The following is a 23,794-nucleotide window of genomic DNA, read 5'->3' on the forward strand; positions in this document are numbered from 1 at the left end:
AGGGCTGGGGTGACTCACGGGTCGATCATGGAGTTGTGGTGGGCGGAAGGCCGATCTATGCCCGATTTGCGGGGCACCACAACTCCATGATCGACGCGGACGGGCATGGCGCGCAGGCACGGCCGACGGGACGGGGGTGGGGGGTGGGGGCAGGTCGGTTTACGGGTGGACTGTGGGGTAGGCCGGGCGGGGCCAGTGGGGGCGGTCGGCGTCGCGTAGGGCGGCGGTGCGCAGGGCTGCCAACTGGCGCTCCACCTCGGCGAACTGGTCGCCCGGCAGCGGGCCCCGGTGCAGGGCGGCGGCGTTCTCCTCGACCTGGGCGACAGTGCGGCAGCCCGGGATGGGGATGGTGCGACCGCTGCGCGCCCAGATCCACCCCAGCGCACCCTGGGCGAGGGTGCGCCCGTCGGCGGTGAGCGCGGCGCGGACCGCGCCGACCCGGCGCAGCCACTCGGGCGCCGGCCGGCCACCCCGGAACCACCCCAACCAGCCCGGCGCCAACCCTCGCACGTCGTCGCGGGGCAACGTCGACGAAGCCGTGTACTTGCCGGTGAGCAGCCCCATCCCGAGCGGCCCCTGGTTGATGCTGGCCAGGTCGTACTTGTCGCACACGGCCAGCAACTCGGGGGCGTCGCGCAGCACCGACAGGGCGTGCTGCACAGCGGTGGCACCGGCGGCGGCCTGCCCGAACGCGGCGGCCCGGTCGGGGCGGTCGGTGCTCCACCCGTACGCCCGGATCAGGCCCTCGGCCACCAGGTCCTCGCAGGTCCCGATCAGCGCCTGCGCCCTCGGCACCGACAGGTCGGCCAGGTGCAGCTGATACAGGTCGATCCGGTCGGTGCCCAACCGGCGCAGCGAGGCGGTCACCGCGCCGCGCAGGTACGTGGGCGACGCGTCCTCCCCGGTGGCCTGCCGGCTCGCCTCGTCGAACGTGTAACCCCACTTGGTGGCGATCACGGCCTCGTCGCGGCGGCCGGCGAGTGCCCGGCCGAGCACCCGTTCGCCGTGCCCGGCCCCGTACGCGTCGGCGGTGTCGAACAGGGTGACGCCGAGGTCGAGTGCCCGACGGACGGCCCGCACCGACTCGTCGTCGTCGACCGCGCCCCAGCCCAGCGGCTGACTGCCCTCCGCCCAGGGCCCGCCGATCGCCCAGCACCCCATGCCGAGGGCGCTGACCTCGATGCCGCTGCGCCCCAACATCCGTGTCGTGACTGCCATCGGCCGATCGTGCCACCTTCATCGGGTCGGGGCGTAGCAGATCCGGCGGGCGGACACGCGGGCGCAGGGAGACGGTCACCGTGCGGCGTGATCGCCCGCATGCGACGGCTGGTCGGAGCTGGCCTCGCTGCTGCGCGCCGACCAGCCGGGCCGGAGCGGACGCCACCGAGCCAACCCGGCACGGACGTCGCCGAGCCAACCCGCCACGGACGCCGCCGAGCCGGCCCGGCGCGGCCGGCGACGGTCAGGACGGCCAGGCGCGGGCGAGCAGGTCGCGGGTGTCGCCGAGCAGCTGAGGCAGCACCTTGGTGCGGCCGATCACCGGCATGAAGTTCGCGTCGCCACCCCAGCGCGGCACCACGTGCTGGTGCAGATGCGCGGCGATGCCGGCGCCGGCCACCCCGCCCTGGTTCATGCCCAGGTTGAAGCCGTGGGCGTTGCTGACCTTGCGGATCACCCGCATGGCGGTCTGGGTGTACGAGGCCAACTCAGCGGTCTCCGGCACGTCCAGGTCGGTGTAGTCGGCGACGTGCCGGTAGGGGCAGACCAGCAGGTGGCCCGGGTTGTACGGGTAGAGGTTGAGCACCACGAACACGTGCTCGCCACGGGCGACCACCAGGCTCTGCTCCGGGGGGAGTTGGGGCCCTCGGCAGAACGGACAGCCGGTGGGCTTCTCGTAGCCCTCGGCCGGGCGGTCCTCGCCGGAGATGTAGGTCATCCGGTGCGGCGTCCAGAGCCGCTCCAGGCCGTCCGCCATGCCGTCGGTGTCCGTGTGCCGTTCCGCCCCTGTCACGAGCCGATCCTACGGAGCCCGGTGGACACGCCGCGACACCGCCGTCAGGAAACCGGGCATTGCAAGTTCTTGACGGATCAACGGCAAGGCATGAAACTTCCATGCATTCAGGTACTTCCATACATTGATGGAGGGCTTCATGTTCCGACGGCTCGGCAGGTTCCTCGCGGCACTTGCGCTGACCGCCACCACCACAGTGGTCGGCGTCACCCTCACCGCCGGCGCGGCCCAGGCGGACGGCTGCTACACCTGGGGTCGCACCCTGGCCCAGGGGGCGTCCGGCGAGGACGTCCGGCAGCTCCAGATCCGGGTCGCCGGCTACCCCGGCTACGGCGCGGTGCTCACCCTGGACGGCGCGTACGGCCCAGCCACCCGATCGGCGGTGATCCGCTTCCAGCAGGCGTACGGGCTGCCCGCGGACGGGATCGCCGGCCCACAGACCTTCAACCGGCTCTACGCCCTCCAGGACGACGACTGCACCCCGGCCAACTTCAGCTACCCCGAGCTGAACAAGTGCAACAGCGACTGGTCCGGCGGCGCGGTCTCGGCGAGCACCGCCCGGTTCAACGCGCTCGTGTCGATGTGGAAACTCCAGGCCATGCGGCACGCCCTCGGCGACGTGTCCATCGCGATCAGCAGCAGCTTCCGCAGCTACGCCTGCAACAGCGCGGTCGGTGGGGCGTCGAACAGCCGACACCTGTACGGCGACGGGGTGGACCTGGTCGGGTCCCCGTCGTTCTGCCGACTGGCCCAGCAGGCCCGCTACCACGGCTTCGGGCAGATCCTCGGCCCCGGCTACCCGGACCACAACGACCACACCCACGTGGCGGCGGTCGGCGGCTGGTCAGCGCCGAACTGCGGCATCTGACACCCGAAACCGCCTCCGGCCCCGCACGGCGGCCCCCGCCTCCGGCCGATGATCGCCGGCCGCCGACCCCCGGGCCCATGATCGCCGACCCCCGGCCGCCATCCCATGATCACGCTCGAACAGTGATGTAGTGGCCTCCCGCACCGGGGAGGCCACTACATCCTGGATCGAGCACGATCATGCCGGCGAGCCAGTACCACGAGCGCGGCGAGCCAGCACCACGAGCGCGGCGAGCGGGCAGGCGAGGCGCACACCCGCCGCGCGGCGGTTGCGCTACTCCGCGGCGGCGGAGGGACCGACGTTGGTGCGGGAGGTGACCACGTCCAGGACGTGGGTCACCGCCTCGGCGATCGGCACCCCGTTGCGTTGCGAGCCGTCGCGGTAGCGGAAGGAGACCGTGCCGGCGGCCACGTCGTCGTCTCCGGCGATCACCATGAACGGGACCTTCTGCTGCTGGGCGGTACGGATCTTCTTCTGCATCCGGTCGTCACCCGCGTCCACCTGGGCCCGGATGCCCTCCGCGCGCAGCGCGGCGACGAAGCCGTGCAGGTAGTCGGTGTGGTCCTCGCGGATCGGGATGCCCACCACCTGCACCGGCGCCAGCCAGGCCGGGAAGGCACCCGCGTAGTGCTCGGTGAGCACCCCGAAGAACCGCTCGATCGACCCGAACAGCGCCCGGTGGATCATCACGGGCCGCTGCCGGCTGCCGTCGGCGGCCTGGTACTCCAGCCCGAACCGCTCGGGCTGGTTGAAGTCGACCTGGATGGTGGACATCTGCCAGGTACGGCCGATCGCGTCGCGGGCCTGCACGGAGATCTTCGGCCCGTAGAACGCCGCCCCACCCGGGTCGGGCACCAGCTCCAGGCCGGAGGTCGCGGCGGCGGTGCGCAGCGCCTCGGTGGCCTCCGCCCAGTCCTCGTCGGCGCCGATGAACTTCGGCGAGTCGTCGCGGGTCGACAACTCCAGGTAGAAGTCGTCGAGGCCGTAGTCGCGCAGCAGGTCGAGCACGAAGCTGAGCAGCGTGGACAGCTCGCCGGCCATCTGCTCACGGGTGCAGTAGATGTGCGAGTCGTCCTGGGTCAGGCCCCGGACCCGGGTCAGGCCGTGCACCACGCCGGACTTCTCGTACCGGTAGACGGTGCCGAACTCGAACATCCGCAGCGGCAGCTCCCGGTACGACCGCCCGCGCGACCTGAAGATCAGGTTGTGCATCGGGCAGTTCATCGCCTTGAGGTAGTAGTCCGCGCCTTCGAGCTGCATGGGCGGGAACATGGTGTCCGCGTAGTACGGCAGGTGACCGGAGGTCTGGAACAGCTGCGCCTTGGTGATGTGCGGCGTGTTGACGAACTCGTACCCGGCGGCCTCGTGCCGCTGCCGGGAGTAGTTCTCCATCTCCCGGCGGATGATGCCGCCCTTGGGGTGGAAGACCGCCAGGCCGGAGCCGATCTCGTCGGGGAAGCTGAACAGGTCGAGGTCCGCACCGAGCTTGCGGTGGTCGCGCCGGGCGGCCTCCTCCAACAGCTTCAGGTACGCCTTGAGCTCGTCGCGGGTCGGCCACGCGGTGCCGTACACCCGCTGCAGTTGGGGGTTCTTCTCCGACCCCCGCCAGTACGCGGCGGCCGAGCGCATCAGCTTGAACGCGCCGATCAGCCGGGTGGTCGGCAGGTGCGGGCCACGACACAGGTCCGACCAGCAGACCTTGTCCTCCTTGGCGTCGAGGTTGTCGTAGATGGTCAGCTCGCCGCCGCCGACCTCCATCACCTCGTCGGTGTCCAGGCCCTCGCCCTTGACATCGATCAACTCCAGCTTGAACGGCTCGTCGGCCAACTCGGAGCGGGCCTCGTCCAGGCTGCCGAAGCGGCGGCGACGGAACCGCTGCCCGGACTTGATGATCTCCTGCATGCGCTTCTCGAGCTTGCTGAGGTCATCGGGCTGGAACGGCTTGTCGACGTCGAAGTCGTAGTAGAAGCCGTTCTCGATGGGCGGGCCGATGCCCAGCTTCGCCTCGGGGAAGATGTCCTGCACGGCCTGGGCGAGCACGTGCGCGGTGGAGTGACGCAGCACGTTGAGCCCGTCGGGCGAGTCCAGGCTGACCGGCTCGACGACGGTCTCCTCGGCCGGCGACCAGTCCAGGTCGCGCAACTGGCCCTGCGGGTCGCGGACCACGACGATCGCCTTGGGGCCGTTCGCGGGCAGTCCGGCCGCGGCCACCGCGTCGGCCGCCGTGGTCCCGGCGGCGACGACGACGGGGTCGGCCACGGCGGGGGTACGGGGTGCGGACACGGTGACTCCTCCAAGCGGTACGAAACGGTGCCGATCCTCGGCTCCTGCCGATGCTATCGGTCGCCGTGTCCCGGACCGGGAAGGGCACCTTCCTTACCGCCGCCGTTGAACCTTTCGCGCCCCGCAGCCGAACTAGAAGGTGTGGCCGGAACCGGTGCCGGCCGCGTCGACACGGATGGGGGCACGAGATGGGGAGCACGCACGGCGACGGCCGTCGGCGGCGGATCGTGGCGGCGACCGCGGTGACCGCCGCCGGGCTGCTGCTCTGGCCGGGCACGGCGTACGCGGCGGACGTGACGATCACCCCGACCGAGGCCCGGCAGGGCGACGCGGTACGGCTGGAGTTCACCGTCCCGGCGGAGCGGGCCGGCACCACCACCAAGCAGATCGAGGTGCGACTGCCGGCCGACGCGCCGGTCGCCGAGGTCTACCCCATGTCGGTGGACGGCTGGGCGCCCCGGATCAGCTCCCGCACCCTGGACAAGCCGCTGGCCGGTATCCACTCCTCCGGGGTGAGCACTGTGACGACGGCGGTGACCTGGGTCCGGGTCGGTGCGGGCAACAGCGGCCCGGCCCGGTTGGCGCTCTCCATGGGGCCGATGCCGCAGGCCGAGCGGCTCACCTTCGAGGTCGTCCAGACGTACGCCGACGGGACCGTGGTCCGGTGGGCGGACGCCGCCGGCGCGCAGCGGGCCCCGGCGCTCACCCTGCTCCCGGCGACCCCGGGCGCCGCCGGACCGGCCGCACACGGTGGCGGTCACGGCGCGCCGGCGGCCGGCGCGCCAGCCGCTGGGGGCAACGGTGCCGACGGCAACACGGGCGGTGGGGTGGACGGCGACCCGGCCGCCCGCGCGGGTGGCGCCGGCGACGAGTCCGGCAACGCCGACGGGATGCTGGCCGCCGGCCTGCTGGCCGGGTTGGGCGGCGGCGCGGCGATCGGTTGGCTGGTCAGCCGGTGGCGCCGACGCGGCCCGGACGAGGCCATCGCGCTCGCCGAGATCACCGGCGACCCGGACCAGGGCACGAAGCGCGACGAGGCCGCGACCCTGGCCGAAATAACCGGCCGCGCCGACCCCCAGCCCGCCGACCCCCAGCCCGCCGACCCGCAGCCCGCCGTTTCCGCGGCATCGCGGTGATCCACTCGGGTTCCCGGAAACCGCGGCATCCCGACCGACCGGACACCCCGATTTGGCGGTGATCCACTCGGCTTTCCGAAAACCGCGGCAACCGGGCCGCGCGGACACCCCGATATACAGAAAACCGAGTCGATCTTGCGGAGGGCAGCCCGCGCGGGCACGGCAGCCCCGGTGCGCAGGGCAGCCCGCGTCGTCAGAGGGCCCGCGCGGGCTGGGCGGCCTCGGGTCAGGGGAGCCAGGTGGGTAGTGGCTCGCGGGCGGCCAGCCACGACTCTGGTACCCCGCCCGGAGTGCCGACGCCGGTGTACGCCGCCACCACCGATCCCGCGATGGCGGCCGTGGTGTCCATGTCCCCACCGGCCCGGATGCACGTCTCGATGGCCGCCGGATAGTCGTCGAGGTGGGTGGCGGCCACCCAGAGGGTGAACCCGACGGTGTCCTGGGCGGTCACCCGGGAGCCGTTGCCGAGCGCCGCCACCACCCGGGGCAGCGGCCGGCCGAGCAGCTCGGCCGCCCGGTGTACGCCCCGGTGCACAGCGGTGCCCGGGTCGAGCGCGGCACCGATCCCGGCGAGCAGCCGCTCCGGGGCCGGCCGGTGACCGTCGAGGCGGGCCCGGGCGGCCAGCGCGGCGGCGACGGCGACGGCGACCGCGCCGGCGATCCCCTCCGGGTGCGCGTGCGTCACCTCCGCACCGGCGCGGGCCTGCGCCGCGGCGCGCGCGGTCGAGTCGGCGAAGTACGCGCCGAGCGGGCCGATCCGCATCGCCGCACCGTTGCCGCAGGAGCCCTGCCCGTCGAAGGCCGAGGCGGCGGCGAGCGGCCACGGGGTGCCGGTGCGGATCAGTTCCAGGATCAGCATCGCGCCCTGGCCGTAGCCTCGGCCCGGGGTGCACCGCTCGGCAAAGGAGAGTGCCAGCCGGTCCCGGTCGATGCCGCCGGAGTCGGCCAACTGGGCGAGGACCGAGCAGGCCATCTCGGTGTCGTCGGTCCATTCCCAGGGTGCCGGCGGCAGGGCGTCGGCGGCGACGTCCGCCGGCGCCGACCCCGGCAGGAAGTACTGCGCGCCGAGGGCGTCGCCGGTGGAGAGACCGGCGAGGCTGTCCCGGGCGAGGGCCAGGCGGGCATCGGCGAACAGGGTGAACGACATCGTCGTACCAGCTTGCCCGGTCGCCAGGCACGTCGCAACGCGATCAACTTGCCAGGCCAAGTACGGTCTTGTCGTGGCCTCCGTGCTCCTGGTCGAAGACGATCACGTCGTACGCGGCGCGATGCTGCGGTCCCTCACCGACCGGGGGCATGCCGTGCACGCCGTGGGTACGGCGTTGGACGCGCTGCGTCGGGTTGCCGCGGAGACACCCGACCTGGTGGTGCTCGACCTCGGCCTGCCCGACCTGGACGGCTCGGACGCGCTGCGGATGCTGCGCGGCATCACCGACATTCCGATCATCATCGCCACCGCCCGCGACGACGAGCAGTCGGTGGTGAAGCTGCTGCGCGCCGGTGCCGACGACTACATGGTCAAGCCGTTCACCGGGGCGCACCTGGACGCGCGGATCACCACGGTGCTGCGCCGGGCCGGCCGGGCCAGTCGGTCCGTGCAGCCGGCGGTGCACAGCGTCGGCGGGCTGCGGGTGGACGTGGGCGAGCGCAGCGCCCAGCTCGACGGGGAGTCGCTGGCGCTGACCCGTAAGGAATTCGACCTGTTGGCGTATCTCGCCGCGCGACCTGGGCGGGTAGTGTCCCGCCGGGAACTCTTGGAGGAGGTATGGCGGCAGCCATCGGTCGGCGAGGATCAGACCATCGACGTTCACCTGTACTGGCTCCGCAGAAAGATGGGCGAGTCCGCGGCGAAGCCGCGCTACCTGCGCACCGTGCGGGGGGTCGGATTCCGGCTGGTGGCACCGGACTGAGGACGGCGCTGGCGGTGCTCACCGCCGGCATGTGCAGCCTGGTGGCGCTCGCGTTCCTGATCCCGCTCGGCCTCAGTCTGCGGGAGCAGAGTCGGGACGAGGCGATCGCCGACGCGGCCCGGCGCAGCGCGCTGGTGACCGGTGCGCTGGCGGTGAGCACCGACCCGGTGGTCGTCGAGCGTGCCGTCGTGGCCAGCGCCGACGGCGCACCCACCCGACCCGTGGTGCACGGGTTGGGGCTGGACGAGTCCGCTGGCCGGGCCGGCGGCGGGGACCTGGAGCGGGCCCGCTCCGAGCGCCAGTCGGTGGTCGTCGACGTCGACGGCGGGGTGGCCCGGCTCGACCCGGTGGTCCTCGGTGACCGGACGGCAGTGGTCGAGGTGTTCCTTCCGGAGTCCGCGCTGGGCGAGGGCGCCGGTGGCACCTGGCTGCTGCTGTTCGCCGTCGGTGCGGCGATGGTCGGCGCGGCGGTGCTGGTGGTCGACCGGGTCGCCGCCCGCGCGGTGGACTCGACCCGCGGCCTGGTCAAGGCGGCGCTCTCCATCGGCGACGGCGACCTCGGCGTCCGCGTCGAGCCGACCGGTCCGCGCGAGCTGGCCGAGGCCGGGTACGCCTTCAACCGGATGGCCGACCGGCTGGACGCCGCCCGCACCGACGAGCGGGAGCTGGTGGCCGACCTGTCGCACCGGCTGCGTACCCCGTTGACGGTGTTGCGGTTGGACGCGGAGGCGTTGGAGTCCGACGACACCAGCGTGGGTTCGTTCAGCCAGGCCGAGCTGGACCGGCTGCGTGGGATCCGGCGGATCCGGCAGGCGATCGTCACCCTGGAGGGTGAGATCGACGTATTGATCAAGACCACCCGCAAGGCGGTGGCGCACGAGGCCGGGCCGGCGATGTGCGACGTCAGCGAGGTGGTCCGGGACCGGATGGTGTTCTGGGCGGCGTTGGCCGGTGACCAGAACCGGCCGCACCGGGTCACCGGCGCGCAGCTGCGCATCCCGGCGCCGGTGCCGCGCGCCGAGCTGGCCGCGGCGCTGGACGCGGTGATCGGCAACGTCTTCCGTTACACGCCGCAGGGCACCGCGTTCGAGGTGGCGGTGTCCCGGCGCGACGGTTACGTGGCGATCCGGATCGACGACGCCGGCCCCGGCATCGCCAACCCGGACCGGGCACTGCGCCGGGGCGCCAGTGACCAGGGCTCGACCGGGCTCGGCCTGGACATCGCCAAGCGGGTGGCGTTGCAGGCCAACGGCTCGGTGAGCATCGACCGCGCCCGGCTGGGCGGGGCCAGCGTGGTGATGCTGCTGGCCGACCCGGAGGCGACGCCCCGGCAGGTCAGCCGCTTCGGTCTGGTCGGCCGGATGGCCCGCGACGCCCGGGACACGAAGGCCAGCGGACGCCGGTGGCCCCGCCAGCGCCCCACCGACGACTGACCCGGCCGGCACCCGGACTGTGCGCCGGCGCAAGTCTTCCTTAGATCGCGGTTAACGACGGCCTCGCGTCGGTCGCGGGCTGACAGGATCACAGCACGAACCCACCAGTTCCACCGGCCGAGCGCAGCACGCACCCACTGCCGGTGGAGCCGCGCGCGCGGCGGGAGCCACAGGTCCCCCCACACCCCACGCTCCCGCCGCGCGCCCTGCTCGCCGGCCCGGCCGGCGACCGGCTCAGCCGGCGGTGGCGAGGTACGCGTCGAGCTCCGCGAGGATCCGCTGCTTCCCGGCGGGGTCGAGGAAGGACGCGGTGACCGCGTTGCGGGCCAGCCCGGCCAGGCCCTCGGCGCCGATCCCCAGCAGGCGGGCCGCCACCGCGTACTCGTCGTTGAGGGTGGTGCCGAACATCGGCGGGTCGTCGGAGTTGATGGTGACCAGCAGCCCGGCCTCGACCAGTCGGGGCAGCGGGTGCTCGTCGATGGTGGCCACCGCCCGGGTGCGGACGTTGGACGTCGGGCAGACCTCCATGCCGATCTGCCGTTCGGCCAGGTACGTCAGCAGCTGCGGGTCCTGGGCGGCGGAGATGCCGTGCCCGATGCGCTCGGCGCCCAGCTCGTTCAGCGCGTCCCAGACGGTCTGCGGCCCGGTGGTCTCCCCGGCGTGCGGCACCGAGCGCAGCCCGGCGGCGCGGGCCTGGTCGAAGTACGGCCGGAACTGCGGTCGGGGCACGCCGATCTCCGGGCCGCCCAGGCCGAAACTGACCAGCCCGTCCGGGCGCTCGTCCAGCGCGATGCGCAGCGTCTCCTCGGCTGCCGGCAGGCCGGCCTCGCCGGGGATGTCGAAGCACCACTGCATCTCGATGCCGAAGTCGGCCTGGGCGCGCTTGCGGGCGTCCTCGATGGCCTCGCAGAACGCCGGTGCGGGGATGCCCCGCCGGACGTGCGAGTACGGGGTGATGGTCAGCTCCGCGTACCGGACCTGTTGGCGGGCCAGTTCCCGGGCCACCTCGTGGGTGAGGATCCAGACGTCCTCCGGGTCCCGGATGAGGTCCACGACGCTCAGGTACACCTCGATGAAGTGCGCGAAGTCGCGGAACTCGAAGTAGGCGGCCAGCGCGTCCGGGTCGGTCGGCACGGGGGTGCGCCCCTCGTGGCGGGCGGCCAGCTCGGCGACGATGCGGGGCGAGGCGGAGCCGACGTGGTGCACGTGCAGCTCCGCCTTGGGCAGGCCGGCGATGAAGGTGGGCAGGTCGGTCACGGGTTCTCCTGAACATGGTCGCCGGTGCGGGCGACGACGAAGACGCGGCGGAACGGGAAGTACACCTGACCCTGCCGCACCGGGTACGCCGCGGCGAGCCGTACCCCCAGCTCGGCCCGGAAGGCGGACCAGCCGGCGGCGTCCAGCGCGGCCCGGACCGGGCGCAGCGCGGTGCCCTCCATCCAGACCAGCACCGGGTGCTCGGCCGCGGGTCGGGCCGGTAGCAGGTGCACGTAGGTAGTCTCCCAGGCGTCCACGGCGCAGCCGGCGGCGGTCAGCAGCGCCGCGTAGTCGGCCGGGTCGTCGACCGGGTCGGCGCGCAACAGCGGGGCGACGTCGGCCCGCCAGGTCGGCCGGTTGGCGACCTCCCGCAGGGCGCGATGCGAGTCGGCGTCGAAGTTGCCGGGGACCTGCATGGCGAGCCACGCCCCGGCGGGCAGCTCGTCGGCCCACCGGCGCAGCAGCTCCTGGTGGCCGGGGACCCACTGCAGCGCCGCGTTGCTGACCACCACGTCCTCGTCGCCGGCCGGACGCCAGTCGCGCAGGTCGGCGACCGCGAAGTCGACCGGCGCACCGAGGGCCGCAGCCCGTTCGATCATGTCGGGTGAGGAGTCCAGGCCGAGCACGCGGCTCGTCGGCCAGCGCTCGGCGAGGGTGGCGGTGAGCTGGCCGGGGCCGCAGCCGAGGTCGACCACAGCCCGGGGTCGCCCGGCCGGGATCCGGGCGACGAGGTCGTGGAACGGCCGGGACCGCTCGTCGCCGAAGCGCAGGTAGGCCGTCGGATCCCACATGATCGCCTCCTAAACCGTACGTGCGTACTGTTTACGGTACGGCTCACCTGGCACGGTGGCAACCCGATCACTAGGCTCGGGGCATGGAACAGCGCAGCTTCAACCGGCTCGGCCGGACCGTTGGCGCGGTCGGCCTGGGCGCGTGGCAACTCGGTGCCGACTGGGGCACCGTCAGCGAGGACGACGCGATGGCGGTGCTCGCCGCCGCCGTGGACGCCGGGGTCACCTTCCTCGACACCGCCGACGTGTACGGCGACGGCCGCAGCGAGCAGCTGATCGGCCGCTTCCTGCGCACCCGACCCGACGCCGGGCTGACCGTCGCCACCAAGATGGGCCGCCGCGTCGAGCAGCGGCCCGAGGCGTACACCCTGGCCAACTTCCGGCAGTGGACCGACCGCTCCCGGGCCAACCTGGGCATGGACACCCTCGACCTGGTCCAGTTGCACTGCCCGCCCACCGCGGTCTTCTCCTCCGACGAGGTCTTCGACGGCCTGGACACGCTGGTCGCCGAGAAGGCCATCGCCGGGTACGGGGTCAGCGTCGAGACCTGCGACCAGGCCCTCACCGCGATCGCCCGACCGGGGGTGGCGAGCGTCCAGATCATCCTCAACGCGGTCCGCCACAAGCCCCTGGAGCGGGTACTGCCCGCCGCGGCGGCAGCCGGTGTCGGCATCATCGCCCGCGTGCCGCTGGCCAGCGGCCTGCTCTCCGGCCGCTACGACGAGCACACCGAGTTCCCCGCCGACGACCACCGCAACTACAACCGGCACGGCGCGGCCTTCGACGTCGGGGAGACGTTCTCCGGAGTCGACTTCGACAGGGGTCTGGCCGCCGTACGCCGGCTGGCCCCGCTCGTCGACGCGGACCGCACGATGGCGCAGTTCGCGCTGCGCTGGGTGCTGGACCAGGCGGGCGTCACAGTGGTCATCCCCGGTGCCCGCGACGCCGACCAGGCCCGACGCAACGCCGCTGCGGCCGCCCTGTCCCCGCTCACCGACGAGCAGCTGACGGCCGTCCGCGAGACCTACGACGAGCTGATCCGCCCGCAGGTGCACGACCGGTGGTGACCCGCGCGCCCGGGGTGCTCGCGTCGCACCGTCCGGCCGGCGATGCTGGACGGCGGCGTGCCGCCCCGGGCGGCGGAGAGGGGACGCGATGAGGGGCTGGCTTCCGCTCACCCTCGGCCTGCTGGCCGTGGTGATCGGCGCGGTGTGGACGGTCCAGGGCCTCGGCTACGTCGACGGCAGCGTGATGACCGACCAGAAGATCTGGGCGGTGATCGGTCCGGTCGTGGCGTTGGCCGGGCTGGTGGTGCTCTGGCTCGGTCTGCGCTCGCGTCGACGCTGAGCGCCCGCTCCACTGGGGAGCCCGAACACGTGTGCAGCCCCGCATCCCGATGGGATGCGGGGCTGCACAGTTACCCTTGGGCCGGATCGTCCCACTGGCCGGCGGGGGCCGGCCGTCCTACTCAGATGGGACGGACCTGCTCGGCCTGCGGGCCCTTCTGACCCTGCGCGATCTCGAACTCCACCCGCTGGTTCTCCTCCAGCGAGCGGTAGCCGCTGGTCTGGATGGCCGAGAAGTGGACGAACACGTCAGCACCCCCACCATCGACGGTGATGAAGCCGAAGCCCTTGTCAGCGTTGAACCACTTCACGGTTCCCTGAGCCATGTGTATCTCCCTCTAAAAACTGGCGGCCGTGCACGCCGTCCGGCCGATTGGCCGTTTTTGAGCAGCGGTGCCTGAGGCGGCCCCACGAAGGAGACTTCTCTCAACCCACGCCATCTCGCAACAGCGGGGACCAGCAAATCACGGACGCAAAAAGTCTGTCACGACCTCTCCGACGAATTTCTCCGACATGTGACCTGACGGATGCCTCAGGTGTGCCGGGTGGCGGGCGATGCCAAGCGAAAGCCCCCTTCCCATCGATGCGGGAAGGGGGCTGACGTCGCTGTCTGGTCAGTCCGGCCAACTGCCGGTCATCCGGCGTACGCCGACCGCGCCGCCCCGGTCCACGGCGGCCCGGACGACCGCGAAGATGGCGCCCTGCAATGCCGCGGCCGCCAGGATCTCGCCCCAGCCGCGATCCTCGTCGGTCGCGTTGGGCGCCTCACCGTCGCCCGCGGTGACCTTCCAGACCTGCCGGAAGATCGCCCCGGCCACCGCGCCCGCGGCGATGCCCATCAACACGCCGACCGGCCGGTACGCGACCCTGCCGATGCTCTTACTCACCTACGCCTCCCCCGCACGATCATCAACACCACAACGGTGGCCACCGCACCGGCCGCGATGGCCGCCCACGGCATCGGGTTGCGGCGCACCAACTCGCCCTTGTCGTACGCCTGTGCGCGTACCAGCTCGCTTTTCTCGTAGGCCCGCGCCCGCGCCATCCCGGCGCCCCGCACGGCCTGCCCGCGGACCCGGGCGACGGTCTGCGCCGCCTGCTCACGCATCCGCTCCTTGGCCTGCTCGGCGGACTCCCTGAGACGCGCCTTGACGTCGGCCTTGGCGGCCAACGCCTCCATCGTCTCGCCCAGCTCGACCCGGGTGCGACGGATCTCCTCGCGCAGCGCCTCCGTGTCGCCGGTCCCGTTGCCGGTCATTGCCGCCCCCTGTCCTTCACCGCGGCGGTGACGGTGTCCATGTCTGCCCGGAGGCTGCGGACCGTGGCCGCCGGGACCGGCGGGACGGCACGACTGACCTGCTTCTTGCCCACCAGGGCGAGGATGCCGGCCACCAGGAAGCAGGCCACCGCCACGATCAGTGCCGCGGCCCAGGCGGGCAACACCAGGTCGAGCAGCAGGATCGCCGTGGCGACCAACGCACCCAGGCCGAAGAACGCGAGCGCGCCGCCGCCGCCGAACAGGCCGATCCCGATGCCCGCGTGCTTACCCTTCTGGGTCAACTCCGCTCGGGCCAGCGTCAGTTCGTCCCGCACGAGGCGGGAGATCTGCTCGGTGGCTCGTTGCACCAACTCGGCGGTGGAGGGCTCGCTCCCATTCTGGGATGTGCGGGCTTTCGCCACGTCAGCCATGCTGTCCTCCTTTCCTCATCACCGCGCTGTATGCCCGGAGTCGCCGCTCGTCAATCCTAAAGCGCGGCAAGCGGCGCACCGTCGGTCTTGTCCGCACGCCGCGCCGCCGATACGCGGCCACAGCCGCCGCGATCACGCCAGAGACGTCCGGCAGCACATCCCCCACCCAAGCCCGACCAAACCTCCGCCAACGGACCCCTCTCCCGGCGCGCCCCCGCCCCGCCCCCGCAGCGGCGATCATGAGGTTGGCGGGGACAAATCAGGCGTACGCAACCCGTCAAGCCCATGATCGTCGGGGTCTGGCGGGGTGGGGGCGGGGCGGGGGCGGGCGGGGCGCTACTGGCGGGATTCGTCGGGGCCCACGAAGGCTTCGCTGCGGGCGTCGCCGTCGTCGCTGCCGCCGAAGACACGGGCGTCGTCGGGCGCCTCGGTGTCGGAGGGACGCCGGGCCGGGCGCCGCGGCTGCACCCACTGCCAGGACAGGTTGCTGTTGGAGTCGCCCAGCTCGGTGCGCAGTCGGGGCATCGCGGTCGGGCGGTTGTCCCGGATCCAGGCGACCAGGTGCTCCCGGACGAGGCAGCGCAGGTCCCACAGACTGCCCGCGTCGGCGGCGCTGACCAGCGCGCGCAACCGCACCGTCCCGCCGGTGGCGTCGGTGACCTGCAGGACGCAGACCCGCCCGTCCCACAGCTCGGTGCCCTCGACGAGGCGGCGCAGCTCCTCACGCATGGTCTGCACCGGCACCGCCCAGTCCACGTCGAACTCGGCGGTGCCGAGCACCGCCGCCTCGGTCCGGGTCCAGTTCTGGAACGGTTTGCTGGTGAAGTACGAGGTGGGCAGGATCAACCGTCGGTCGTCCCAGATCTGCACCACCACGTAGCTGAGGGTCAGCTCCTCGATGCGCCCCCACTCCCCCTCCACGACGACCACGTCGTCGAGCCGGACGGCGTCGCTGAAGGCGAGCTGGAGGCCGGCGAAGACGTTGCCGAGCAGGCTCTGCGCGGCGAGCGCGGCCACCACACCGACCACACCGGCGGAGGTCAGCACACCGGCGCCGATACCCCGCACGCTGGGGAAGGTCATCAGCATCACGCCGACGGTCAGGATGACGATCACCGCGATGGTCAGTCGGCGCAGCATCACCACCTGGGTCCGTACCCGCCGGGCGTGCCGGTTGTCGGGCACGTCGACCCGGAACCGGGCCAGCGCGGTGTCCTCCACGACGACCAGCAGGCAGGCGACCAGCCAGGCCAGTGTGGCGATGACGCCGAGGATGAGCAGGTGCAGCAGGAGCCGCCGCCAGCCCTCGCCCACCGCGTACCCGGTGGTGAAGCGGACGGCGAACTGCACGGCGAGGACCGTCGCGGCGACCTGGAACGGGCGGTGCGCGTGCTCGGTCAACTCGGTCAACAGCAGTGACCGGCGACCGAACCGCCGGGTCAACCGGTGGACGACCTCGACCAGGAACAGGGCGACCGCCGCCGCGACGAGCGCGGCGACGGCCGTTTCGAGATAGTTCTGCACGGCTTCGGTGCTCCCCTTCAACCAGGCGTCGGGCACTCCGGGCAAAAGCCCAAGAGTGCCCGACGGCCTAGGATTCGACCAGTTCAGACCTTGCGGTACCGGGACTGGAGGAAGCAGTAGACGCCGAAGGCGGCGATGCCCAGTGCGACCAGGGTCAGCAGGAACGTGCCGTACGACTGCTCGCGCAGGGTGTGCAGCGCGGCGTCCAGACCACGGGCCTTCTCCGGGTCGTAGTTCACCGCGGCCACGACGACCAGCAGACCGGCGATGCCGTACGCGACACCCTTGGCCACATACCCGGCCATGCCCAGCCGGCGGGCCAGCTGGCGGGTCTTCGGGTTCATCTCACCGGTCTTCAGGTGCTTCTCGAACTTCTTGCGGATGCCGTAGATGACCAGGCCGACACCGATCGCGGCGAGCACCAGGCCGGCGAGGCCGACGAGCCAGCGGCCACCGCTGGAGGTCATCAGCTTGCCGGTCAGCGCCTCCTGCTGGTCGGCGCTGTTCGACCCGGCGTCGGAGAAGACCTTGAAGGCGGTCCAGGCGAAGTAGAGGTAGACGATGGTCCGGCCGGCCGACGCGACCCGTTCGGTGACCCGTTCCTTGCCGCGCTCGGCGCGGTGCCCGACCGCCGCCTCCAGTCCCTGCCAGATCGCCATCGCGAGCAGGCCGATCGCGACGGCGATGACGAGGAACTTGCCGAGGGGCTGTTGGGAGAGGGTACGCAGCGCGCCGGACTGGTCGCCGTCGTCGGACGACGTGCCGAACGCGATCTGCAACGCCAGCCAGGCGAAGAGCAGGTGCACGATGCCGTAGCCGATGAAGCCGGCCCGGGCGAGGAGTTCCAGCCACCGGCTGTCCGCCGTACGGGAGGCGGTGGCTTCGGCGTTACGGGTAAGTGACATGGCGCCACAATCTCCGTTTACGAAGATTTCCAAACGTCGGCCACCGCCGCCCGCCCGGGTCAGCTCCCCGGGTTACGCGATACGCGGATCTTGATCTGCTGGTCGGTGACGCTGTCCAGGGTCACCGCGAAGCCGCCGGCCTCGGTGGCCTGCTGCCCGGTGGTGAGGGTCAACTGCTCGCCGGCGACCTCGACTGTCACCTGGTCGCCCTCGGCGCCGACCAGCTTGGCCTCGACGCCGAGGATGGTGGCGCTCGCGTCGACACCCCGCTCGAAGGTGACGGTGCAGGCGTCCAGCCCACAGTCGGTGGAGGCGCCCTGGGAGCTGCACCCGGCGAGCACGGCGAGGCCGAGCGCCAGACCGGCGAAGAGACCGGCGGCGCGGCGGACGGAGGGCATGGGCATGGTGGCGGGTCGGTTCGTCACCCCGCCAAGGGTACGAGACGGACGCGACGCCGGGCGGCGGCGAGTGCCCGGAGCACCCCGGCTAGGGTCCGGGACATGCCGTTCGACATCGCCCGTACCCGGGCCGCGTACCCCGCCCTGACCGAGGGCTTCGTCCACTTCGACGGTGCCGGCGGCACCCAGACCGCGGCCGGTGTGATCGACGCGGTCACCGCTGCCATGCGGATGGCGGTCGGCAACCGCAGCGCCGCCAACGTGGCCGGCCGCCGGTCGTTGGAGCTGGTGGCCGAGGCCCGTTCGGCGGTGGCCGACCTGCTCGGCGCCGACCCGGCCGGGGTGGTGCTCGGCCCGAGTGCCACAGCGTTGACGTACACCATGGCCCGCACGCTCGGCGCGACCTGGCGCCGGGGTGACGAGGTGGTGGTCTCCCGGCTCGACCACGACGCGAACGTGCGGCCGTGGGTGCAGGCCGCCGAGGCGGCCGGCGCGACGGTGCGCTGGGCGGAGATCGACCGGCAGACCGGCGAGCTGCCCGCCGCCCAGTACGCCGACCTGGTCGGTGGGCGGACCCGGCTGGTGGCGGTGACCGCCGCCAGCAACGCCATCGGCACCATGCCGGACGTGCCGGCGATCGCCAAGACCGCGCACGCGGTCGGCGCGTTGGTCTACGTCGACGGGGTGCACTCGGTGCCGCACGTCCCGACCGACCTGACCTCGCTGGGCGCCGACGTGCTGGTCACCAGCGCTTACAAGTGGTCCGGGCCGCACCTGGCGGCGATGGTGGCGGACCCCGCTCTCTGGGCGACGCTGCGCCCGGCGAAGCTGCTGCCGTCCTCCGACGCGGCGCCGGAGCGCTTCGAGTACGGCACGCCGAGCTTCCCGCTGCTGGCCGGGGTGGCCGCCGCGGTGGATCACCTGGCCGGGCTGGACCCGGACGCGGTCGGGGACCGGCGGGCCCGGTTGCGGGCCGGGCTGGCCGCCGCCCAGGCCCACGAGGAGGCGCTGCTGGACCGGCTGCTCGGCGGGCTGGCGCAGCGCCCGGCGGTCACCGTCTACGGCTCGCCGGCCCGGCGCTGCCCGACGGTCTCGTTCCGGGTCGCCGGGATGTCACCGGCGGCCGTCCAGGAGGCCTTGGGCTCCGCCGGGCTCTGTCTCTCCGTCGGCGACTACTACGCCTACGAGTACTTCCAGCTGATGGGTCTGCGCGACAGCGGCGGCGCGGTGCGGGCCAGCATCTACCACTACAACACCGCCGACGAGGTGGACCTGTTGCTCGGCGAACTCGACGCGCTGGCCGACGCGGCGGGGAGAATGGCCGGATGAGCACCCTGGTCGAGGACAACCCGGCGAAGCACCGTTTCGAGATCCTGGTCGACGACGCGCTGGCCGCCTACACCGCGTACCTGATGCGCGGTGAGGTCCTGGTCTTCACCCACACCGAGGTGGACCGGGGCTTTCAGGGCAAGGGGGTCGGCGGCGCGCTGATCCGCGGCACGCTGGACCAGCTCCGGGCGCGCGGCGCCACGGTGGTGCCGCAGTGCCCCTTCATGGCCGCGTTCATCGACAAGCACCCCGAGTACGCCGACCTGGTCGCCGACCTCCCGTAGCCGGGCGGGTCAGCGGGCGCCGGTGAGCACCTCGGCGGCGGCCCGTCCGCTGGCCCGGGTGGCGCTGTGGGTGGCCAGGTGCACCGCCCCGGTGACCAGCTCGGGCACGCCCAACTCGACCACCACCGCGTCCGGGCGGGCGGCCAGCGCGCGGTGCACGGCGGCGCGCATCCAGTCGTGCCGGTGCAGGTCCCGGACGACCAGGACCAACGGGCGGGTGCCCGCCCCGGCGCCCGGGTCCGCCGGCACGTCGGGTTCGGCGTAGCGGACGGTGCTGGTGCCGGGCAGCAGCTCGCCCAGCGGCCCGCCGATGCCCCAGGGGGTCTCGGCGCCGATGGCGATGTTGCGCAGCGGCTCGAACTCGACGACGTGTGCGGCGCTGGTCAGTGGCAGCGCGCCCGTCGTACCCGGGGCGGCGGTGACCCGGACGGCCCGGCGGGCGGCGACCAGCCCGACGTCGGCGGCGCGCGCCGCGGCGGAGCCGGCGCCGCGGGCGGCCACCGTCCAGGCGGCGAGTTGACCGACGCGCTTGGCGGCCTCGGCGAGCCGTTCCTCGGGCAACTCGCCGGAGATGACGGCGGCCACGATGGCGTCGCGCAGCTCGCGGACGGCCTGCTCGTCGGCCCGTTCGCCGCCGATGCAGATCGCGTCGGCACCGGCGGCGAGGGCGCGGACCGTCGCACCGGCGAAGCCGTACCGGTCGGCGACCGCGCGCATCTCCACCGCGTCGGTGACCACCACGCCGGAGAAGCCCAGCTCGTCGCGGAGCAGGCCACCGAGGATGCGCTGACTCAGCGTCGCCGGCAGCTGCGGGTCGAGCGCGGGCACCAGCAGGTGACCGGTCATCACCGCCTGCACCCCGGCGGCCACGGCGGCGCGGAACGGGGCCAGTTCGCAGGCGTCCAGCCGGGCCCGGTCGGCGGTGATCCGGGGCAGGTCGTGGTGTGAGTCGACGCGGGTGTCGCCGTGCCCGGGGAAGTGCTTGGCGCAGGCCGCGACGCCGCCGGCCTGGAGCCCGCGGACCCAGGCGGCGGTGTGTCGCGCGACCAGCGTCGGGTCGGTGCCGAAGGAGCGGACACCGATCACCGGGTTCGCCGGATTGGAGTTGACGTCGGCGTCGGGGGCGTAGTTGAGGGTGACGCCGGCCGCGGCCAGTTCGACGCCGAGGTCCCGGGCGACGGCCTCGGTCAGCGCCGGGTCGTCGACAGCGCCGAGGGCGAAGTTGCCGGGCCGGGAGCTGCCGTGGACCGACTCCAGCCGGGTGACGTCGCCGGCCTCCTCGTCGATCGCCACGATGACGTCCGGCCGTTCCGCGCGCAGCGTCGCGGTGAGCGCGGCCACCTGCTCGGTGTCGACGACGTTGCGGGCGAAGAGCACCACCGAGCCGAGGCCGTCGCCGAGCCAGCGGCACACCCACGGTGGTGGGGTGGTGCCGACGAAGCCGGGTTGCAGGACGGCGGCGGCGAGCGCCGGGAGGTGCCCGGTGGTCGTGGTCACCGCACCCCCTCGCAGTGGTCGACGTCGATCGCCGACGACGGTGCGCCCCCGTCGATCCGCTGGTTGCGCTCGCTCATGCGGCCCCCGTACCCCATCTCTCACGCGCCCTCGGCGCACCGCCACCGGCAGGCGGTCCTGCCATGGTCACACTGAGCGATTCAATAGTCAATAAACCTTACAGTTGCCTGCCGGCCCGCTCCCCGGGGAGAGTGCGGGGATGGATCCCGTCCCGCTGGCCGACGCGACGAGCCCGGCCGACATCCCCGGCGTACGACTGCTCGGCCTGGTGGTCGGCGCTCTGCTGCTGCTCGCCGCGATCCGGGCGATGTTCGGTCGACGCTGACCCCGGCCCACGGCGAGCACCGGTGTGACCCGGCCCCGCCGGGGTACGGCTCTGCCCATCAGCAGTCCGCGCGCCGAAGGGGTAGGCCATGAAGATCGGATACTTTCTGTCCAGTGAGGAGTTCACGCCAGCCGAGTTGCTGGAGCAGGCGCGCGGTGCCGAACGGGCCGGCTTCGAGGCGCTGTGGATCTCCGACCACTACCACCCCTGGGTGGACGCCCAGGGCCAGAGCCCGTTCGTCTGGTCGATGATCGGCGCGCTCAGCCAGGTCTGTTCGCTGCCGGTGACCACGGCGGTGACCTGCCCGACGGTGCGGATCCACCCGGCCGTGATCGCCCAGGCGGCGGCGACCAGCGCGGTGCTGCACGGCGGACGGTTCGTGCTCGGCGTCGGCACCGGCGAGGCGCTCAACGAACACATCTTCGGCGACGCCTGGCCGCAGGCCGACGTCCGGCTGGAGATGCTGGAGGAGGCCGTCGAGGTGCTGCGCGCGCTGTGGGGCGGCGACTTCGTCAGCCACCACGGCAAGCACTACACGGTGGAGCAGGCCCGGATCTACACGCTGCCCGACGCTCCCCCGCCGATCTACGTCTCCGGCTTCGGACCGAAGTCGATCGACCTGGCCGCCCGCATCGGCGACGGCTACGTCAGCACCATGCCCGACGGCGAGATGGTCCGGCGCTTCCGCGAGAACGGCGGCGGCGACAAGCCGTGCCAGGCCGGCTTCAAGGCGGCGTACGCCGACAGCGAGGACGAGGGGATGCGGATCGCGTACGAGCGCTGGCCCAACGCCGGGGTGCCCGGTGAGCTGTCCCAGGTGCTGCCCTCGCCGCAGCACTTCGAGCAGGCCAGCGAGCTGGTCAGGCCGGAGATGCTGAAGGAGGCGTTCGTCTGCGGCAACAGCGCCGACGCGCACCTCGAAATGATCGACAAGTACGCCAAGGCCGGCTTCGACGAGGTCTACGTGGCCAACACCGGTCCGCACCACCAGGGACTGTTCGACCTCTACCAGCGCGAGGTCCTGCCCCGGCTGCGTTGACGCGACCGCCGGCGGGCCGGTGATCGAGGGCACGGCAGGTGCCCGGCCAATGATCGTCCGAACGCGTTTCGGCGGTCCGGGGCTCGGGTACCTCCGGCCCTCGATGAAACTGTCCACGCACTCGATGACGTTGCGCCGCGCGGCCCGCAGCCTTTTCGGCTGGAAGGCGCTGCGGCCCAACCAACTGGCCGCCATGCGCGCGGTGATGAAGCGACGCGACGCCCTGGTGGTGTTGCCCACCGGCGCCGGCAAGTCGGCGATCTACCAGATCCCGGCCAGCCTGATCCCCGGCCCGACAGTGGTGATCTCCCCGCTGCTGGCTCTCCAGCAGGACCAGATCGCCTCCCTCAACGAGCGGCAACGCCCGGAGCTGCGGGCGGTGCGGATCAGCTCGAACGAGTCGCCCACCCAGCAGGCCGAGGCGATCACCGAGGTCCGCGAGGGCCGGGCGGAGTTCCTCTTCATCACCCCGGAACAGCTCAGCAACCCGGAACGGATGGCCGAGGTCGCCGCGCTGAAGCCGGCGCTGGTGGCGATCGACGAGGCGCACTGCATCTCGGCGTGGGGCCACGACTTCCGCCCCGACTACCTGGCGCTCGGGCACCTCATCGACGGCATCGGCCGACCGCCGGTGGTGGCGTTGACCGCCACCGCCTCCCCTCCGGTCCGCGACGACATCATCGCCCGGCTGCGGCTGCGCGAGCCGGAGGTGGTGGTCTCCGGGCTGGACCGGCCGAACCTGTTCGTCGAGGTCGCGCACTGCCCCACCGAGGACTACCGGTGGCGGCGGCTGATCGCGCTGCTCCAGGACGACGAGCGGCCCGGGATCATCTACGTGCCGACCCGTCGCGCCGCCGAGGAGTTGGCCACCCGGTTGACCGACGCCGGCTTCCCGGCGCAGTTCTACCACGGTGGGATGGCGGCCGGCGCGCGCGCCGAACTGCACGAGGCGTTCCTCGCCGACCAGGTCCCCATCATGGTGGCGACGTCGGCGTTCGGCATGGGCATCGACAAGCCGAACATCGCCTGGGTGGTGCACATGGCGCTGCCGGACTCACCGGACAGCTACTTCCAGGAGATCGGCCGGGCCGGCCGGGACGGGCAACCGGCCCGGGTGCTGCTGCTCTGGCAGGCCGAGGACGTGGGCCTGCAACGGTTCTTCAGCGGCGGCCTGCCCGACGAGAACGAGCTGCGCGACCTCGCGGCGCTGCTGCGCCGCAAGCCGGCCACCAAGACCGAACTGCGCGAGAGCACCGGCCTCGGGCCGCGCAAGCTGGGCCAGTATCTCTCCCTGTTGGAGCAGATCGGCGCGGCCGAGCCCCGCGCCCGGCAGCGCGTCGGCGCGCCCCGGTACTCCCCCACCCCGGCCGACGCCGCGGCGGCCGCGCTGGCCGAGGCGGAGCGCCAGCAGACCGTGACCCGGTCCCGCACCGACATGATGCGGGCCTTCGCCGAGACCCGGTCCTGCCGCGGGCAGACCCTGCTGGCCTACTTCGGTGAGCAGATGACGGAGGTCTGCGGGCACTGCGACAACTGCCACAACGGCACCAGCGTGGCCGACCAGGGCGCGGTCGGGCCGTTCCCGGTGCACAGCCAGGTGCGGCACCCGGAGTGGGGGCAGGGCATGGTGCTCTCCTACGAGGACGACAAGATGACGGTTCTCTTCGATGAGGTCGGGTACAAGACGTTGTCGGTGCGCGTGGTGTCCGAACAGGGCCTGCTGACCCTGGACTAGCCTGACCCGGGCACCG

The 23,794-nt window shown here is 72.7% G+C and carries 25 protein-coding genes; 11 read left to right on the plus strand and 14 right to left on the minus strand.

Features of this window, described 5'->3' with window-relative positions; all coding sequences use genetic code 11:
• Positions 1-159: 159 nt before the first annotated feature.
• Together QCZ28_RS15470 and QCZ28_RS15475 are read right to left on the minus strand one after the other, a co-directional pair.
• Entirely contained in the window at positions 160-1,218 is a 1,059-nt protein-coding gene (locus QCZ28_RS15470; RefSeq protein ID WP_279517313.1) for an aldo/keto reductase, read from the minus strand.
• A gap of 244 nt (positions 1,219-1,462) precedes the next feature.
• Complete coding sequence (locus QCZ28_RS15475) at positions 1,463-1,975, minus strand: HIT domain-containing protein (RefSeq protein WP_209444630.1); 513 nt, start codon at positions 1,973-1,975, stop codon at positions 1,463-1,465.
• 175 nt (positions 1,976-2,150) lie between these two features.
• On the opposite strand from QCZ28_RS15475, the gene QCZ28_RS15480 reads away from it, so the two are divergent.
• Positions 2,151-2,879: a D-Ala-D-Ala carboxypeptidase family metallohydrolase gene (locus QCZ28_RS15480; protein WP_279517314.1), complete on the plus strand. Its 729-nt coding sequence runs from the start codon at positions 2,151-2,153 to the stop codon at positions 2,877-2,879.
• Positions 2,880-3,152: 273 nt separating this feature from the next.
• Here QCZ28_RS15480 and thrS read toward each other — a convergent pair whose 3' ends face one another.
• Positions 3,153-5,162 (minus strand): threonine--tRNA ligase, encoded by a 2,010-nt coding sequence (gene thrS, locus QCZ28_RS15485; RefSeq protein ID WP_279517315.1) that lies wholly within the window; start codon positions 5,160-5,162, stop codon positions 3,153-3,155.
• 188 nt (positions 5,163-5,350) lie between these two features.
• On the opposite strand from thrS, the gene QCZ28_RS15490 reads away from it, so the two are divergent.
• Complete coding sequence (locus QCZ28_RS15490; protein ID WP_279517316.1) at positions 5,351-6,298, plus strand: DUF1775 domain-containing protein; 948 nt, start codon at positions 5,351-5,353, stop codon at positions 6,296-6,298.
• A 226-nt stretch (positions 6,299-6,524) separates the two neighbouring features.
• On the opposite strand, the gene QCZ28_RS15495 is transcribed toward QCZ28_RS15490, so the two are convergent.
• Entirely contained in the window at positions 6,525-7,445 is a 921-nt protein-coding gene (locus QCZ28_RS15495; RefSeq protein ID WP_279517317.1) for an ADP-ribosylglycohydrolase family protein, read from the minus strand.
• 73 nt (positions 7,446-7,518) lie between these two features.
• Here QCZ28_RS15495 and QCZ28_RS15500 point away from each other — a divergent pair, with 73 nt between their 5' ends.
• Together QCZ28_RS15500 and QCZ28_RS15505 are read left to right on the plus strand one after the other, a co-directional pair.
• Positions 7,519-8,208 (plus strand): response regulator transcription factor, encoded by a 690-nt coding sequence (locus QCZ28_RS15500; protein WP_279517318.1) that lies wholly within the window; start codon positions 7,519-7,521, stop codon positions 8,206-8,208.
• Positions 8,209-8,237: 29 nt separating this feature from the next.
• A complete protein-coding gene (locus tag QCZ28_RS15505) occupies positions 8,238-9,641 on the plus strand; it encodes a HAMP domain-containing sensor histidine kinase (protein WP_279517438.1) in 1,404 nt (467 codons plus the stop codon).
• A gap of 234 nt (positions 9,642-9,875) precedes the next feature.
• On the opposite strand, the gene QCZ28_RS15510 is transcribed toward QCZ28_RS15505, so the two are convergent.
• Complete coding sequence (locus QCZ28_RS15510) at positions 9,876-10,898, minus strand: adenosine deaminase (RefSeq protein WP_279517319.1); 1,023 nt, start codon at positions 10,896-10,898, stop codon at positions 9,876-9,878.
• Complete coding sequence (locus tag QCZ28_RS15515; RefSeq protein WP_279517320.1) at positions 10,895-11,689, minus strand: trans-aconitate 2-methyltransferase; 795 nt, start codon at positions 11,687-11,689, stop codon at positions 10,895-10,897. The genes QCZ28_RS15510 and QCZ28_RS15515 overlap by 4 nt, the downstream gene beginning before the upstream one ends.
• Positions 11,690-11,772: 83 nt before the next feature.
• Here QCZ28_RS15515 and QCZ28_RS15520 point away from each other — a divergent pair, with 83 nt between their 5' ends.
• The gene (locus tag QCZ28_RS15520) at positions 11,773-12,756 is read left to right on the plus strand and encodes an aldo/keto reductase (RefSeq protein WP_279517321.1); all 984 of its coding nucleotides are present in this window, start codon (positions 11,773-11,775) and stop codon (positions 12,754-12,756) included.
• 88 nt (positions 12,757-12,844) lie between these two features.
• A complete protein-coding gene (locus QCZ28_RS15525) occupies positions 12,845-13,036 on the plus strand; it encodes a hypothetical protein (RefSeq protein ID WP_279517322.1) in 192 nt (63 codons plus the stop codon).
• A 121-nt stretch (positions 13,037-13,157) separates the two neighbouring features.
• Here QCZ28_RS15525 and QCZ28_RS15530 read toward each other — a convergent pair whose 3' ends face one another.
• From QCZ28_RS15530 to QCZ28_RS15560, 7 genes are all read right to left on the minus strand, one after another.
• A complete protein-coding gene (locus QCZ28_RS15530; protein WP_030338233.1) occupies positions 13,158-13,361 on the minus strand; it encodes a cold-shock protein in 204 nt (67 codons plus the stop codon).
• Between the two features lie 288 nt (positions 13,362-13,649).
• On the minus strand, positions 13,650-13,922 hold the full coding sequence (locus QCZ28_RS15535; protein ID WP_030338235.1) for a DUF4235 domain-containing protein: 273 nt from the start codon (positions 13,920-13,922) through the stop codon (positions 13,650-13,652).
• Entirely contained in the window at positions 13,919-14,293 is a 375-nt protein-coding gene (locus QCZ28_RS15540; protein WP_279517323.1) for a DUF3618 domain-containing protein, read from the minus strand. Before QCZ28_RS15540 ends, QCZ28_RS15535 begins: the two co-directional genes overlap by 4 nt.
• A complete protein-coding gene (locus QCZ28_RS15545; protein ID WP_030338239.1) occupies positions 14,290-14,724 on the minus strand; it encodes a phage holin family protein in 435 nt (144 codons plus the stop codon). The genes QCZ28_RS15540 and QCZ28_RS15545 overlap by 4 nt, the downstream gene beginning before the upstream one ends.
• A 336-nt stretch (positions 14,725-15,060) precedes the next feature.
• Positions 15,061-16,248, minus strand: a complete 1,188-nt coding sequence (locus tag QCZ28_RS15550) for a mechanosensitive ion channel domain-containing protein (protein WP_279517324.1) — start codon at positions 16,246-16,248, stop codon at positions 15,061-15,063.
• An 83-nt stretch (positions 16,249-16,331) separates the two neighbouring features.
• On the minus strand, positions 16,332-17,153 hold the full coding sequence (locus QCZ28_RS15555; protein ID WP_279517325.1) for a DUF1206 domain-containing protein: 822 nt from the start codon (positions 17,151-17,153) through the stop codon (positions 16,332-16,334).
• Between the two features lie 59 nt (positions 17,154-17,212).
• Positions 17,213-17,578: a hypothetical protein gene (locus QCZ28_RS15560; protein ID WP_279517326.1), complete on the minus strand. Its 366-nt coding sequence runs from the start codon at positions 17,576-17,578 to the stop codon at positions 17,213-17,215.
• A gap of 75 nt (positions 17,579-17,653) precedes the next feature.
• Here QCZ28_RS15560 and QCZ28_RS15565 point away from each other — a divergent pair, with 75 nt between their 5' ends.
• The gene (locus QCZ28_RS15565) at positions 17,654-18,880 is read left to right on the plus strand and encodes a cysteine desulfurase-like protein (protein ID WP_279517327.1); all 1,227 of its coding nucleotides are present in this window, start codon (positions 17,654-17,656) and stop codon (positions 18,878-18,880) included.
• Positions 18,877-19,164, plus strand: a complete 288-nt coding sequence (locus tag QCZ28_RS15570; protein ID WP_279517328.1) for a GNAT family N-acetyltransferase — start codon at positions 18,877-18,879, stop codon at positions 19,162-19,164. The genes QCZ28_RS15565 and QCZ28_RS15570 overlap by 4 nt, the downstream gene beginning before the upstream one ends.
• Before the next feature lie 9 nt (positions 19,165-19,173).
• On the opposite strand, the gene QCZ28_RS15575 is transcribed toward QCZ28_RS15570, so the two are convergent.
• The gene (locus tag QCZ28_RS15575; protein WP_279517329.1) at positions 19,174-20,661 is read right to left on the minus strand and encodes a glycoside hydrolase family 3 N-terminal domain-containing protein; all 1,488 of its coding nucleotides are present in this window, start codon (positions 20,659-20,661) and stop codon (positions 19,174-19,176) included.
• A gap of 217 nt (positions 20,662-20,878) precedes the next feature.
• Between QCZ28_RS15575 and QCZ28_RS15580 the strand changes: the two genes are divergently transcribed.
• From QCZ28_RS15580 to QCZ28_RS15590, 3 genes are all read left to right on the plus strand, one after another.
• Positions 20,879-21,004, plus strand: coding sequence for a hypothetical protein (locus QCZ28_RS15580; RefSeq protein WP_256443624.1), 126 nt, complete (start codon positions 20,879-20,881; stop codon positions 21,002-21,004).
• A gap of 88 nt (positions 21,005-21,092) precedes the next feature.
• Complete coding sequence (locus QCZ28_RS15585; RefSeq protein ID WP_279517330.1) at positions 21,093-22,043, plus strand: TIGR03557 family F420-dependent LLM class oxidoreductase; 951 nt, start codon at positions 21,093-21,095, stop codon at positions 22,041-22,043.
• Positions 22,044-22,146: 103 nt separating this feature from the next.
• Entirely contained in the window at positions 22,147-23,778 is a 1,632-nt protein-coding gene (locus QCZ28_RS15590; protein ID WP_279517331.1) for a RecQ family ATP-dependent DNA helicase, read from the plus strand.
• Positions 23,779-23,794 lie beyond the last annotated feature (16 nt).

It is taken from the genome of Micromonospora sp. DH14, assembly GCF_029809455.1.
Classification (GTDB): Bacteria; Actinomycetota; Actinomycetes; order Mycobacteriales; family Micromonosporaceae; genus Micromonospora; species Micromonospora parva.